The following is a 14,357-nucleotide window of genomic DNA, read 5'->3' on the forward strand; positions in this document are numbered from 1 at the left end:
TAGAACAGAATTATACTAAATTTATAATGAATTGTAACTATTCACTGTTTACTATTCACTATTTACCGATTTAAATGTGTTGATAACAAAAGGGTTTTGTGGTAAAAAGCATCTGTGCCAAAAAATACAAATATAAACCCGATTAACAAAAACATATTTATATGGTTGTTTATTATCCTTTTTGGTCTTTTTATCTTCAATGTTTACTATAAACCAAAAAAGACTTATGATAATGTAATCTTTAGCGATTTTATTGAGGCTGTCCAGACAAACAAGATTCTTTCTGTAACGATCCAGGGCAAGAATATTATCGGTCTATACAAAGATGGTAAGGAATTTAAGAGCTACGCCCCTGATGACCCGGAACTTATGAAGATGTTGCGGGAATATAACGTGAAAATAAATGCGAAACCGGATGAAGAATCAGGAATATGGCAAAATATACTTGTCTCATGGTTTCCAATGTTGCTTCTGATAGGGGTCTGGATCTTCTTTATGAGACAGATGCAGGCAGGCGGCGGCAAGGCAATGGCATTCGGTAAGAGCAGGGCAAGGCTTTTCACAAACAAGGGCAATAAGGTTACCTTTCAAGATGTAGCTGGCATTGAGGAGGCAAAAGACGAACTGCAGGAGATTATAGAGTTTTTAATCGACCCCAAAAAATTTACAAAACTTGGCGGAAGGATACCGAAAGGCGTGCTCCTGGTCGGCCCGCCAGGTTCAGGAAAAACCCTGCTTGCGAAAGCAATCGCAGGGGAAGCGGATGTACCTTTTTTTAGTATAAGTGGTTCAGATTTTGTTGAAATGTTTGTTGGTGTGGGGGCCTCCAGGGTTAGAGACCTCTTTAACCAGGGCAAAAAAAATGCACCATGTATCATATTTATAGATGAGATAGATGCGGTGGGCAGGCACAGGGGCGCAGGTTTAGGCGGGGGGCACGATGAAAGGGAACAGACCTTGAATCAACTCCTTGTTGAAATGGATGGCTTTGAATCAAATGAAGGGGTCATTATTATGTCGGCTACAAACAGGCCTGATGTTCTTGACCCGGCTCTTTTAAGACCAGGGAGGTTTGATAGACAGATAGTTGTTCCTATTCCGGATGTAAAGGGTAGAGAGGCCATACTGAAAGTTCATACGAGGAAGACCATCCTTTCTCAGGATGTGGATTTATCGATCATCGCGAGGGGAACCCCCGGATTCTCAGGGGCAGACCTTGAGAATCTTGTAAATGAAGCTGCCCTTCTTGCAGCGAGGAAGAGTAAAAAAGAGATCGAGATGGAAGATTTTGAACAAGCAAAAGATAAAGTCCTTATGGGGGTTGAGAGAAAGAGCATGATAATATCCTATGAAGAAAGAAGAAATGCTGCATATCATGAAGCGGGGCATGCGCTTGTTGCAAATATGATACCGGGTTCTGACCCTATACATAAAGTCACTATCATACCAAGAGGCATGGCATTAGGCATTACACAACAACTCCCGATAGATGAAAGACACACCTATCCTAAGGGATATCTGCTTGACAATATTACTATTTTACTTGGCGGAAGGGTGGCGGAAGAAATTGTTCTTAAACATGAGACAACCGGGGCTGGCAATGACATAGAAAGAGCAACAGAAATAGCAAGAAAAATGGTGTGTGAATGGGGGATGAGCGAAAAGCTTGGACCCCTGAACTATGGTAAAAAAGAGGAACCCATATTTCTTGGTAGGGAAATTACACGGCACAGAGACTTTAGTGAAAATACAGCCCAGGAGATAGATGGAGAGCTAAGAAAAATAGTCACTGGCTGCTTCGAAAGGGCAAGGGGAATTGTTATAAAGAATATAGATGCATTACATGCCATTGCCAATAAACTTCTGGAAAAGGAAGTGCTTGATGGCCAGGAAATAGAGAATATCATCAGGGAAAGTACAAATGGCAAGGGAGATAATATGTAAAGATAGACCTCTCATCATGGGAGTTCTGAATGTAACACCCGACTCCTTTTATGATGGTGGGAAGTTCTATGCACCAGAAGAAGCGATAAAACATGCCCTAAAAATGGTTGAAGAAGGGGCAGACATAATAGATGTAGGTGGAGAATCTACGAGACCCTTTTCTGAGCGTATTTCTCCTGAAGAAGAGCTAAAGAGGGCCATCCCTGTAATAGAAGGCATACGGGCAAAATCAAACGTTGTAATATCTATAGATACATACAAAACAAAAGTTGCGAAAGAAGCCGTAGAAACAGGTGCCGATATGGTAAACGATATAAGCGGACTCAGATTTGATAAAGATATGGCAAGGGTGATAGGGAAACTTGGGGTATATGTTGTGGTTATGCATATGAAAGGTACTCCTGAAGATATGCAAGAAGATCCATATTATGATGATGTAATAACCGAAATAAAAAACTTTTTTATTGAAAGGATGGCATATGCAAAAAAGTGTGGAATAAAAGAAGATAATATCATCCTGGACCCGGGTATTGGTTTTGGGAAAAGGGTAGAAGATAATCTTAAAATCATTAAAATGCTTCAAAGTTTTAAAGATTTTGGCAGGCCTCTTCTTATTGGCACTTCCATGAAAACATTCATAGGAAAGGTTACGGACTTGCCATTGGAAGAAAGAACCGAGGGTACCCTCGCAAGCATAGCAATCTCTGTTTGGAATGGAGCAGATATCATAAGGGTTCACGATGCGAAAAAGGCAAGAAGGGTAGTCAAACTTGTGGATGCTATAAGGAAATCATGCTAACACTCGTAAGGTGGCAGGACATTTTAGACATACTGGTTGTTTCCTTTATAATTTACAGGATATTCCTGCTGATAAAGGGAACAAGGGCAAGTCAGCTTATTGTTGGAGTTATTATAATCTTCTTTGTATTTTATCTCTCAAAGAAGCTTGAATTGTTTACTCTCGGATGGATCCTCAATAACTTTGTTGGCTCTATCATACTTGTTATCGTGGTGATATTTCAAAACGACATAAGAAGGATGCTTCTCGCATTGGGCAGAAATCCTTTTTTTAAAAAGATTAGCTATGTAGAAGAAACGTTATTTTACGATGAGTTATCAAAGGCATGTATAATTATGAGTAAAAGGAAGATAGGCGCACTAATCGTGATAGAGAGGGAAGTTGGGCTGGAAGAGTTTATGGAGATTGGTATGCAGATAGATGCTCACGTGAATACCGAACTCATATTGAGTATTTTTCAACATGCGTCCCCTTTGCATGATGGCGCAATGATCATAAGAGAGGGTAGGATCAGGGCAGCAAGTTGTATACTTCCTCTCACCCTGAAGGACAATATTGATAAAAGCCTCGGTACAAGACACAGGGCAGCCATTGGCATAACCGAGGTAACGGATGCTGTTGCAGTTGTGGTATCAGAAGAGAAGGGTAAGGTCTCCTATGCCTGCAAGGGGGAAATATTTACTGATATAGGCATGGATGAGCTCAAAAAAAGGCTGAAAGAGTTACTAAAATAAACCTTGAAAAAGAGGTTTAAGGAAATAAGCAATACAGGGAATATGAATGGATATTATTAGAAAATACATACTAAAAGACCTGTCACTAAAGATTCTTTCCTTTCTACTTGCCGCCATGCTGTGGTTTGCTATTTCCTATATTGGCGAGTCGAAGATGAGTATCTCAGTGCAAGTTTCTACCGACAATCTTAACAAAAATTATATAGTCAAAAAGATGGACACAGAGGATGTGTTTGTTACAATAAATGGCCCCGTATTAATACTTAAAAATTTAAGGGCCCGGGATATAAAGGTATCGGTTGACCTGTCAAATGTGAATGAGGGTCGCCATATCTTTAATTTAAAGAGAAGTGACATAAGGGTGCCAAAAGGTATAAATGTAGAGAATATAAAACCTGATTATGTTGCGATAGAAGTAGAAAGGGCTCTGGAGAAAAGGTTGAGAAGTATTGTAAGATTGGATAAAAAATGGATTGGTACATACAGAATAAAATCCTGGTATCCTCATTATATAAATGTAGAAGGCTCCAGGGGGTCATTGGAGAATAAGGATTCTATAGAAACGCTTTTAGTAGATGGTCAATTCAAGAATGAAGAAGAAGAACTGGATGTCTCTCTGGATACAAAGGATATGCTGGTGAAAAGGCTTAAACCTGAAACCATAAGGGTTATTTTAAAGAAATATTAATGTGAAAAAGAGATTATTCTGGGTAGCGAAAAATATCTTTCGGAGGAACTAAATGCCTAAATTAATGGTGAACATAGACCACATTGCAACACTGAGAGAAGCAAGGGGTACCTACTATCCTGACCCCGTATATGCAGCAGGTCTGGTAGAAATGGCAGGGGCATCAGGTATTATTATCCATTTGAGGGAAGATAGACGCCATATCAAGGACAGGGATCTAAGAATCCTGAGAGATGTAGTAAAAACAAAACTCAACCTTGAGATGGCAGCTACCCCGGAAATGATAAAAATAGCAAGGGATATAAGGCCTGATATGATAACCCTTGTCCCGGAAAAGAGAGAAGAATTAACGACAGAAGGCGGGCTTGACGTTGTAACATTTTCAGATAAACTTAAAAAAACTATAGAAAAGATAAAGGAAAAAGGGATCAAGGTGAGTCTTTTTGTCGATCCAGAAGAACCACAAATCGTGGAAGCCCATAAAATTGATGCAGATATGATTGAGATCCACACAGGGGCATATAGTGACGCTCAAAGCGAAAAGGCAAGAGAAGAGGAGTTAAAAAAGGTAATGCTTTCTGCAGCAAAAGGTAAGAAGCTGGGACTTGGAGTTAATGCAGGGCATGGTTTGCATTATCATAATGTGAGGGAGATAGCATCTATTCGAGAGATTGATGAGTTGAGTATAGGACACAGTATAATTGCAAGGGCAATATTTGTAGGACTTGATAGGGCAATTCGTGATATGATTGAGTTGATTAAGAGATAGGGGTTAGGGTATAGGGTTTAGGGGATAGGGTAATGATGATTGGTGTTGATCTGGTTGATGTCTCAAGAATAGCAAGGGTTATTAAGAAACATGGCAATAGATTTTTAGATAAGGTATTCACAGAGGAAGAGATTCAATATGTAAAGGGAATGAAAAGAATGCACGAATCCCTTGCCGGAAGGTTTGCTGCCAAAGAAGCCTTTATGAAGGCCTTTGGCAAGAGGTTGGTATGGAAAGATATTAAGGTATTACAGGTAAAGGGAAAACCCTTTATACACTTTCACGAGAAAGACTATCAGGGGGTGAGTATATCTCACGAACAATCTTATGCGGTATCGGTAGTGGTCATATATGGTAGTCATTCAGGGAATGAATGAAGTACAGACTATGAACATGGTTTGGAATATGAAACTCATTTATAGCGTAGAGCGTGGAGCTTAGTGCGTAGAGTTTAAACTCTTAACCCCCTGCTCTTTGCTCTCAGCTTGTATCAAGGGGAGGTGGACATGAAGGTGCTCTCACCTGAGAGGATGGCAAAATACGATGAATATGCTATAAAAACATGGGGAATTCCATCTTCTGTGCTTATGGAGAATGCTGGAAGAAATACATACAGGCTCACAAAGGAACGCTACCTTACAGGAATGAGATATATAGTTATCGTTTGCGGGAGAGGAAACAATGGAGGAGATGGATTTGTAGTCGCAAGGTATGCAAAGAGAGACGGTTTTCAAACAAATGTTTTTCTCCTTTGTAAGGTTCATGAGCTAAAAGGAGATGCGGCTCTAAACATGAAATTGTATGCATCGATTGGCGGAGAGATAATAGAATGTATTGATAATTTAGATATAATTAAAGAAGGGATTAAAAACGCTGACATCATAGTAGATGCAATTTTCGGAACAGGCCTCTCAAAAACCGTTAAAGGCATGGAAAGATACGTTATAGAGGAGATTAATAAATCGGAAAAACCTGTCATCTCCATCGATATTCCTTCAGGTATTGACGGGAAAATGGGTATCCCCCTCGGGTGTGCTATCAAGGCTACCCATACCTTCACATACGGTTATCCAAAACTCGGCCAGATTCTGTATCCTGGTGCATACTATACAGGCAGACTCACAGTTGTTGATATCTCTTTACCTGCCCCTGCAGAGGATAAAATTGGTATTGATGGTTATCTGATTGATGGCAATATGTTGAGGGAAATCTTGAAAGAAAGAATGCCATGGGCACATAAAGGAACATTCGGCTATGCAGCGGTTATCGCCGGTTCAACTGGTAAGACAGGAGCAGCCTATATGGCATCAACTTCTGCTTTAAAAATTGGTGCAGGCCTTGTAACACTCATCATACCTGAGAGTCTGAACAGTATCATGGAGGTGAAACTTACTGAGGTGATGACGTACCCCGTAGAGGATAAAGGAAAGGGTTTTTTCACTCTTTCCTCATATGGAAAGATTATGGAATTTTTAGAGGATAAGGATGTTATCATAATGGGTCCCGGCCTTTCACAGCAGGGAGAGACGATGAAACTTGTGAGAAAGCTATACACTGATGTAAATAAGCCCTTTGTTATAGACGCTGATGGTATAAATGCCTTCAAGGGACATCTAAATTTAATTAAACGTGTCAAGAGGGATGCAGTATTTACCCCCCACCCTGGAGAGCTTGCCCGTATCATGGGTGTCACGCCAGATGATATAAATATGGATAGAATTAGCGCTGGGCGAAGATTTGTAATGAATACCGGGGCAAACCTTGTATTAAAAGGTGCAAGGACTATCGTGTTCAGTGCCGATGGGAAAATCTTTATAAATCCTACAGGCAATACAGCCCTTGCAAAAGGCGGAAGTGGAGATATACTCACAGGCTTCATAGGTGGATGTATTTCTCAGGGTTACTCTGTAATTGAGGCATCCTTATTGGGAACTTACCTCCACGGTTATATGGCTGACAGATGGGTTGAACACGGCACTGATATTGATCTTCTCGCATGTGACCTGCTTCCCGGATTAGGTGAGGCTATAAGGGAAATTAGGGATGGAAAGGATAGAATTTATATCGAGAAGTCCCTCTGATACATGGGACATAGGGGAACATATTGGAAAATATGCAAAATGTGGCGATCTTTATGCCCTCTATGGTGAGCTTGGCGCTGGTAAAACACAACTGGTAAAGGGTATTGCAAGGGGTATCGGGGTGAAGGATTGGCTATATGTTGTGAGCCCCTCTTTTACAATAATGAATATATATGAGGGTAGATATAACCTTTACCATGTAGACCTTTACAGGATTGAAATGGGAGAGGCAGAAACCCTTCAGATAGAAGAATTTCTCGATAATGGCATAATTGTGGTAGAATGGGCAGAGAGGACAAACTGGTGGAATGGTGTAATAAAGGTAAATATAGAGGTTATTGGTGAGGAGGAAAGGAAGGTTATCATTTTTCGACCATGATAAGAATACATTTTCGATTTGTGATTTTTGATTTGCGATTTGAAATCGAAAATCGGCAATCCGAAATCGGCAATTAAAAAACCATGGAGGTAAAAGATGCTTGTCGTACAGAAGTATGGAGGAACTTCAGTAGTAGATCTTGAGCGATTAAAGAATGTGACAAAAAAGGTGATAGAATATAGAGAAAGAGGTGACAGATTGGTTGTTGTTATATCTGCTATGGCCGGAGAAACGGATAGATTGCTCAATTTAGCGCACAGCATTAGTAAATTTCCTGATGAAAGAGAAGTTGATGTGTTGATTTCTACTGGTGAACAGGTAATGTCTGCCCTTCTTGCTATAACATTAAAAACAATGTTCTGTGATGCTATATCAATGCTTGGTTATCAGGTACGAATAGTAACGGATTCGAGTTATAACAAGGCAAGAATCTCAAAAATAGAAAAAGAAAAAATTGTCTCGGAACTCGATAAAGGCAGAGTAGTAGTGGTACCAGGGTTCCAGGGGGTTGATGAACATGGCAACATCACTACCCTGGGGCGAGGTGGTTCTGATACAACAGCAGTGGCCTTAGCAACAGTTCTTAATGCAGATTTATGTGAAATATATACAGATGTTGATGGTGTCTATACAGCAGACCCTAACATATGTGAGAAGGCAAGGAGAATTAATAAAATATCATACGAAGAGATGCTCGAAATGGCAAGTCTTGGAGCAAAGGTTTTACAGATAAGGTCTGTTGAATTTGCTAAAAGGTATAATGTACCTATCCTCGTAAAATCTTCTTTCACAGAAGGTGACGGAACACTTGTATGCAAGGAGGTGTTATCAATGGAAAAAATGGTTGTTACAGGTATTACTCACAGTAAGAATGAAGCAAAAATAACGGTAAGCAGGGTCCCGGATAAACCAGGTGTTGCATCAAAGATATTTACCGCCCTTTCTGACGCCAACATTGTGGTGGATGTTATAGTCCAGAATGTAAGCCGTGATAATTTTACAGATATCACGTTTACAACAGCGAAAGCTGACGCAAAAAAGGCATATAACATTATGGAGAAGGTAGCCCATAATATAGGGGCAGAAAAGGTGGCGATCGATGAGAATATTGCCAAGGTATCTATTATTGGGCTCGGGATGAGATCCCATGCAGGTGTGGCGTCCAAGATGTTTACAATCCTTGCAAAAGAGGGGATTAATATTGAAGCAATAACCACATCGGAGATAAAAATTTCCTGTGTGATAGATAGTAAATATGGAGAGCTTGCTGTACGTGCCCTCCATAAAGAGTTTGGTCTCGACGCAGAGGATATTGAGGAGGAGAAGTGAAGGTTGAGTTTTATGATACTACATTAAGGGATGGAGCACAATCTGAAGACATAGCCTTTTCCCTCAATGACAAGCTCAGGATTACCGAGAGGCTTGACGAATTTGGTATGCACTACATTGAGGGGGGGTGGCCAGGCTCAAACCCTAAAGACCGCGAGTACTTCAAAGAGGTGAAGAAACTTGCCCTTAAGAACTCCAAAATAGTTGCCTTTAGTAGCACTCTAAAGGCACATGCACATCCAGAGGATGATGAGATTATAAGGGCAATATTCGAAGCAGATACCGAATGTGTTACAATCGTCGGAAAGACCTGGGACTTGCACGTGAGGGACGCCCTCAGGGTCAGTCTTGATACAAATTTAAAGATGATTGAAAAAACGATAGATTATTTAAAAAGGCATGGAAAGTTCGTGCTTTTTGATGCTGAACATTTCTTTGATGGGTATAAGAGAAACAATACATATGCAATGAAAGTTTTGAAGGTTGCAGTAGACGCAGGGGCAGATGTGATAGTCCTTTGCGATACAAACGGTGGCAGCATGCCTTATGAAATCCATGACACTGTGAAGAAGGTTCGTCAAACAGTCAATAAAAGGTTGGGGATACACACCCATAATGATACAGAGATGGCGGTCGCCAATACATTGATGGCTGTGAGCGCTGGATGCGAACATGTTCAGGGCACTATAAACGGTTATGGGGAAAGGTGCGGTAATGCAAATCTCTGCTCTATCATACCAAACATCGTACTGAAGTTGGGATATAAGGGGATAGATAAGGAAAGGTTGGCAAAGATTAGAGATCTCTCTCTCTTTGTCGATGAAATGGCGAATTTTATCCCTGATAAACATAGACCTTATGTGGGTGAAAGTGCATTTGCCCATAAAGGCGGGATACATGTAAGTGCAATAAGGAAAAACCCTGAAACCTACGAACATATGAAGCCAGAACTGGTTGGAAATACTCAGAGGGTTCTCATCTCTGACCTCTCCGGGGAGAGCAGTATACTCTATAAGGCAAAGGAATTTAACATTGACATAGAAAAGGATAAGAAGCTCATTAAAGATGTGGTAAAAAGGATAAAAGAGCTTGAAATGTACGGGTATCAGTTTGAGGGGGCTGAGGGATCCCTTGAGCTTCTCATTAAGAAGACCCTGGGTATACATAAAAAATACTTTGATCTCGTTGGCTTCAGGGTAATGGTGGAGAAAAAGGAAAGGAATCACCCTGTTTCTGAAGCTACTATTTTAGTGAAGGTTGGCGATAGGATTGAACATACTGCAGCCCTCGGTACTGGTCCTGTAAATGCCCTTGACAATGCCTTGCGAAAGGCCCTGCATAAATTCTATCCGGTGCTAAAAGAGATGGACCTGGTAGATTATAAGGTAAGGGTTCTAAGTACAAAGGACGGGACTCAGGCAGCAACAAGGGTGCTTATTGAGAGTAGTGATGGGAAACATACCTGGGGAACGGTAGGTGTCTCGGAAAATATTATAGAGGCAAGCTGGCAAGCACTTGTGGATGGCATAGATTATAAATTACTCATAGAAGAGGAGAAGGACCGGTGAAAAGACTTCTGAATATCCGCGATGCAACAAAAGAGCTAAATATACTTCGGTCACTGGAGAGCTATAAGAGTCCCTTTGAGGTAGTAGGAACATACAGGCTCATCGATGATGGTATAAGACCTGAGGCAACAGTTATTATAAAAACTGAAAACCAGGGGATGCATGAAGCCTCAACAGGCGTAGGACCTGTTGATGCCCTTGCAAATGTATTAAAAAAATCCCTTTCCTCCATTTTCCCCGTGATTCAGGGTGTAAAGCTTGTAGATTTTTCATCGAGGATACATGATACAAAATCAGGCACCTCTGCACAGGTTGAGGTATCTATTATATTCACCGATGGTAAAGAAATATGGAGCGTGGTTGCAATCTCTGCCAATATCAACATGGCATCCTTTATGGCGCTTCTGGATGGTTTTGAATATGCAATACTCTCGAGAGAGAATAATTACAAACCTTAGAAAACATTATCTTTTCAGCAATCTGTAAATTTAATTTGCATATTATATACTTGACAGCTTTTTACATAATACTATAACATCCTTATATAACCCGAAAACAGGTTTTTCCAGACCATCACTATATATGTGTATAAGAAGGTGAATAATGGCTAAAGATAACAGCATTTACTGGAATCCCATCCTTGAGACCCTACCCCGGGAAAAACTCCGAACCCTGCAACTGAAGAAATTCAAGCGTATTCTGGAATGGGCTTACAACAATTCCCCTTTTTACAAAAGGCTTTATCATGATAGTGGCCTTGAGCCCGGGGATATTAAGACCCTTGAAGATATTAAGAAGGTTCCCAAGACAGCAAAGGGGATGCTTAGAGATGTGCAAACCAGAGAACCATTTCCCTATGGGGATATGTTAGCAGTCCCTCTAAAACAGATTACAGAATTCCGTCAGACCAGCGGCACAACCGGCACCCCTGTGTACCAGGCGGATACCTGGCAGGACTGGGAGTGGTGGGCAGAGTGCTGGTGTTATATTTTATATTCCCAGGGTTACAGGGATATTGACCGCGTCTTTATCCCCTTTGGCTATAATATATTTGTAGCATTCTGGGCTGGTCATTATGCGGCAGAAAAGATAGGTTGTGAGGTAGTTCCTGGAGGAGTCCTTGACACTGAAGCAAGGATTCTGAAAATGAAGGAACTTAAATGCACTGCCTTTATGGCAACACCTACCTATGTGCTGGGGATGGCCAGTACGGCAATGAAGATTGGGATTGATCCGAGCAAAGACCTCTATATCAAGAGGATCACATGCGCTGGCGAGCCAGGAGCCAGTATCCCCACTACCAAAAAGCGTATGGAGGAGGCCTGGGGTGCTAAAGTATATGATCATATCGGTGCAACTGAGATAGGGGCCTGGAGTTACGAATGTGCCCATCAACCTGGCGGGCTCCATGTGAACGAGGCCTTCTTTCTTGTTGAGATAGAAGACGTTGAAACAGGGGAAATTATTGAAGAACCCGGTAAAAATGGCAAGATGATTATTACTGCTTTTGACAGAGTAGGAAAGCCCTGTATCCGGTTTGACTCAAAGGATATAATACGATGGGCCGACTATAAATGTGACTGTGGCCGTACTTTCCGCATTATAGATGGTGGTGTTGTTGGCAGGACTGATGATATTACCAAGGTTAAAGGGGTGCTCCTTGCCCCCACCGCAATTGAGGACGTTGTAAGAAACTTTTCTGAACTGGGTAATGAATATGAAGTTATCGTGAGCAAAAAAGGTGACATAGACGATATCCTTCTCAAGGTAGAAATCAGACCTGGATATGAAGACAAGAAAGATGAGATTTTGGTTCTCCTGAAAGACCAGCTAAGGGTTAAAACAAATCTCGGTTATAAGATGGAGGTTCATCCTTACGGTAGCCTACCACGTTATGAAATTAAGGCAAAAAGATTTAAAGATTTGAGGAAACACTAAAAGGGAGGGATGAGCCATGAAAGGAAAAGATAAAATTAACGAGATGGATGTAAAAATAAAGGAGATTCGAAAGACAGCCGAGGAACTTATGAATCTCGGAAAAGATATTGAAGCTGTGAAGAAGAATTTAGTTCGACTTCTTGCAAGTACAAAGATGTTAGAATTAAACATATGTGATTTGAAAGAGCTTTTATAAGAGAAGAGTGATCTAAATCCAGAGTCTCTTGTTATGCTTATGTTTGGCATATGATTGACATGTAATAATGTAAGTCTATTAATATGAGGGCGGTTAAAATTAGGGTCACGCTCCACCCCGAGCAGGGTGGAGCGTGACTACCTCTTTCTTAAGTCAAGACCGACACTAATTAATACTGGTATGCCGTCGGTACTTTCTTAGCCTTTTCCTGACCTTTCCAGTATTCGATACGTTCACGTACAAAGCTTAACCAGCCATCAATCTCTTTGGCCTTATAGCCCTTGGAGATCAGGTCTTTCTTATAATCGTCGATAACGGGCTCTGCAGCTTTTATCCATCTGGCAGCCTCGGCATCGGAGATGGGTATAATCTGGCCACCCTGTTTTGTAAAGTACTCCCTGCCTTCAATATCTATGTTGTTCCACTCAACTGCCCACCGTTCGGTAAACTCTTTGGAAAATTCGTTAATGACCTTTTTAACATCGGCAGGAAGACTATCCCATTTGTTCTTATTCATGAGCACATAGAAGCAATAGGCGCTTCCTACCTTCCATGATGCAGTAACGTATTTTTGCACTTCACCTGTTTTAAAGCCCTTCAACGTTTCGAGGGGAAGCAATGCACCCTCAATAACACCCCTTTTTAGCGAATCGTAAAGGTCTGGTGTCTCAATAGGAATTGGTGTAGCTCCAAGGGCTTTGACTATGTCCCCGAGCCTCCCTGTGCCTCTGAGTTTTAGCCCCTTAAGTTCTTCCAGTGTTTTGACAGGTTTATTAAGCGTCTGGATGACATTTATAGGAGACGTGCTAAGCATAAGTACATGATACGCATCAAAATCTTTCGGTTTGAATTTGTTATAAAAGTCATTGGCCACATGGCCGGCTATCCAGGCACTCGGGAAACCGAGGGGCAGTTCCATTATCTCCATGACAGGAAAACGTCCCCTTGTATAAGCTAAATTTGAGAGGCCGATGTCCGCAATACCGGTGGATACACCTGCGGCGATCTTGGGTGCCGAAAGAAGTGTGCTGCCGGTGTACTGTGTCAGCTCCACCTTGCCGGCTAACTTTTTGTTCAGTTCGTCACAGAACTTGCCCATCATCACCGAATTCATATGTGTGGGTGGAAAATAATTCGCAAACTTGAGCTTTATTACGTCTGCTGCATAGGTAAAAGAATACGTTAAAAATAGAAGCGAAACGACAAACACCAATAATACTAACCTTCTCATAATGCTACCTCCTTTTTGTTTATTGTGTATCTTTGGATTGTGACATATTGCCTGCCTTTGTTCAAGCTATATTTGCAAAACCGTTGCATATGCACTGGTTTTTCCATTCCTGCATCCACTCTCATTTGTAAAATACCGAGGGAAGCCAGAGGGCGAGCTGCGGAAAGACGAACAGAAGGCCCCAGACAAGGATGAGAGAGATCAGGAACGGGGCAACGCCTTTATATATCCGGCCCATAGGTTCCTTGGTTATGTTATGTACCACAAAGACACAGACGGCAACCGGAGGAATAACCACCCCGATCATGACGACAACACCGATCACTATGCCGAACCAGATAGGATTGAAACCAAGCTTGAGGACTGCCGGGTAGAAGATAGGGGTGGCAAGGATCATGAATGCAAGGTCATCAATAAAAGAACCACCTATCTCGTATACGAGGCAGATCATTATCATGATAAGGTAACGGTTAAGAGGCAGCGCTACCAACCAATCTGCTGTTTTCTGGGGGATATTGGTCACGGCTATGAAATGGCCAAGTATTACAGAGCCTGTAATGAGCATAAGGATCATCCCGGCAGTACGAAGGGCTTCCGTGACTGATTTAACATACCCAGTGAAATTTATACTCCGCTTGGCTATCGCCAGAACAAGAACAGCAAATGTACCTACTGCCCCTGCCTCAGTAGGTGTGAAAAAG

General features: G+C 41.5%; 15 protein-coding genes. 13 read left to right on the forward strand and 2 right to left on the reverse strand.

The genetic code is table 11. From position 1 onward, the window contains the following. The first annotated feature begins 141 nt into the window (after nucleotides 1-141). From ftsH to NTU69_04040, 13 genes are all read left to right on the forward strand, one after another. Nucleotides 142-1,944 carry an ATP-dependent zinc metalloprotease FtsH gene (gene ftsH, locus NTU69_03980; GenBank protein ID MCX5802683.1) on the forward strand — a complete coding sequence of 601 codons (1,803 nt, stop codon included), beginning with the start codon at nucleotides 142-144 and terminating at the stop codon, nucleotides 1,942-1,944. Further along, entirely contained in the window at nucleotides 1,922-2,743 is an 822-nt protein-coding gene (folP, locus tag NTU69_03985; GenBank protein ID MCX5802684.1) for a dihydropteroate synthase, read from the forward strand. Before ftsH ends, folP begins: the two co-directional genes overlap by 23 nt. Then, the gene (cdaA, locus tag NTU69_03990; GenBank protein MCX5802685.1) at nucleotides 2,737-3,477 is read left to right on the forward strand and encodes a diadenylate cyclase CdaA; all 741 of its coding nucleotides are present in this window, start codon (nucleotides 2,737-2,739) and stop codon (nucleotides 3,475-3,477) included. Before folP ends, cdaA begins: the two co-directional genes overlap by 7 nt. A 46-nt stretch (nucleotides 3,478-3,523) precedes the next feature. Then, a complete protein-coding gene (locus NTU69_03995) occupies nucleotides 3,524-4,165 on the forward strand; it encodes a CdaR family protein (protein ID MCX5802686.1) in 642 nt (213 codons plus the stop codon). 52 nt (nucleotides 4,166-4,217) lie between these two features. Further along, entirely contained in the window at nucleotides 4,218-4,934 is a 717-nt protein-coding gene (locus NTU69_04000; protein MCX5802687.1) for a pyridoxine 5'-phosphate synthase, read from the forward strand. Nucleotides 4,935-4,966: 32 nt separating this feature from the next. Next, entirely contained in the window at nucleotides 4,967-5,311 is a 345-nt protein-coding gene (gene acpS / locus NTU69_04005; GenBank protein MCX5802688.1) for a holo-ACP synthase, read from the forward strand. Nucleotides 5,312-5,440: 129 nt separating this feature from the next. Next, entirely contained in the window at nucleotides 5,441-7,015 is a 1,575-nt protein-coding gene (locus NTU69_04010) for an NAD(P)H-hydrate dehydratase (GenBank protein MCX5802689.1), read from the forward strand. Further along, nucleotides 6,978-7,394: a tRNA (adenosine(37)-N6)-threonylcarbamoyltransferase complex ATPase subunit type 1 TsaE gene (tsaE, locus tag NTU69_04015; protein ID MCX5802690.1), complete on the forward strand. Its 417-nt coding sequence runs from the start codon at nucleotides 6,978-6,980 to the stop codon at nucleotides 7,392-7,394. The genes NTU69_04010 and tsaE overlap by 38 nt, the downstream gene beginning before the upstream one ends. Before the next feature lie 96 nt (nucleotides 7,395-7,490). Further along, complete coding sequence (locus NTU69_04020) at nucleotides 7,491-8,723, forward strand: aspartate kinase (GenBank protein MCX5802691.1); 1,233 nt, start codon at nucleotides 7,491-7,493, stop codon at nucleotides 8,721-8,723. Continuing rightward, nucleotides 8,720-10,291, forward strand: a complete 1,572-nt coding sequence (cimA, locus tag NTU69_04025; protein ID MCX5802692.1) for a citramalate synthase — start codon at nucleotides 8,720-8,722, stop codon at nucleotides 10,289-10,291. The genes NTU69_04020 and cimA overlap by 4 nt, the downstream gene beginning before the upstream one ends. Continuing rightward, entirely contained in the window at nucleotides 10,288-10,749 is a 462-nt protein-coding gene (locus tag NTU69_04030) for a hypothetical protein (protein ID MCX5802693.1), read from the forward strand. Before cimA ends, NTU69_04030 begins: the two co-directional genes overlap by 4 nt. A 145-nt stretch (nucleotides 10,750-10,894) precedes the next feature. Next, complete coding sequence (locus tag NTU69_04035) at nucleotides 10,895-12,229, forward strand: phenylacetate--CoA ligase family protein (protein MCX5802694.1); 1,335 nt, start codon at nucleotides 10,895-10,897, stop codon at nucleotides 12,227-12,229. 16 nt (nucleotides 12,230-12,245) lie between these two features. After that, nucleotides 12,246-12,425 (forward strand): hypothetical protein, encoded by a 180-nt coding sequence (locus NTU69_04040; GenBank protein ID MCX5802695.1) that lies wholly within the window; start codon nucleotides 12,246-12,248, stop codon nucleotides 12,423-12,425. Between the two features lie 169 nt (nucleotides 12,426-12,594). Here NTU69_04040 and NTU69_04045 read toward each other — a convergent pair whose 3' ends face one another. Then, entirely contained in the window at nucleotides 12,595-13,656 is a 1,062-nt protein-coding gene (locus NTU69_04045) for a TRAP transporter substrate-binding protein (GenBank protein MCX5802696.1), read from the reverse strand. A 121-nt stretch (nucleotides 13,657-13,777) separates the two neighbouring features. Next, nucleotides 13,778-14,357 (reverse strand): TRAP transporter large permease subunit (locus NTU69_04050; GenBank protein MCX5802697.1); only part of this gene is annotated, 580 nt, incomplete at its 5' end.

The sequence above is a fragment of the Pseudomonadota bacterium genome (assembly GCA_026388215.1).
Taxonomy (GTDB): Bacteria; Desulfobacterota; Syntrophorhabdia; order Syntrophorhabdales; family Syntrophorhabdaceae; genus JAPLKF01.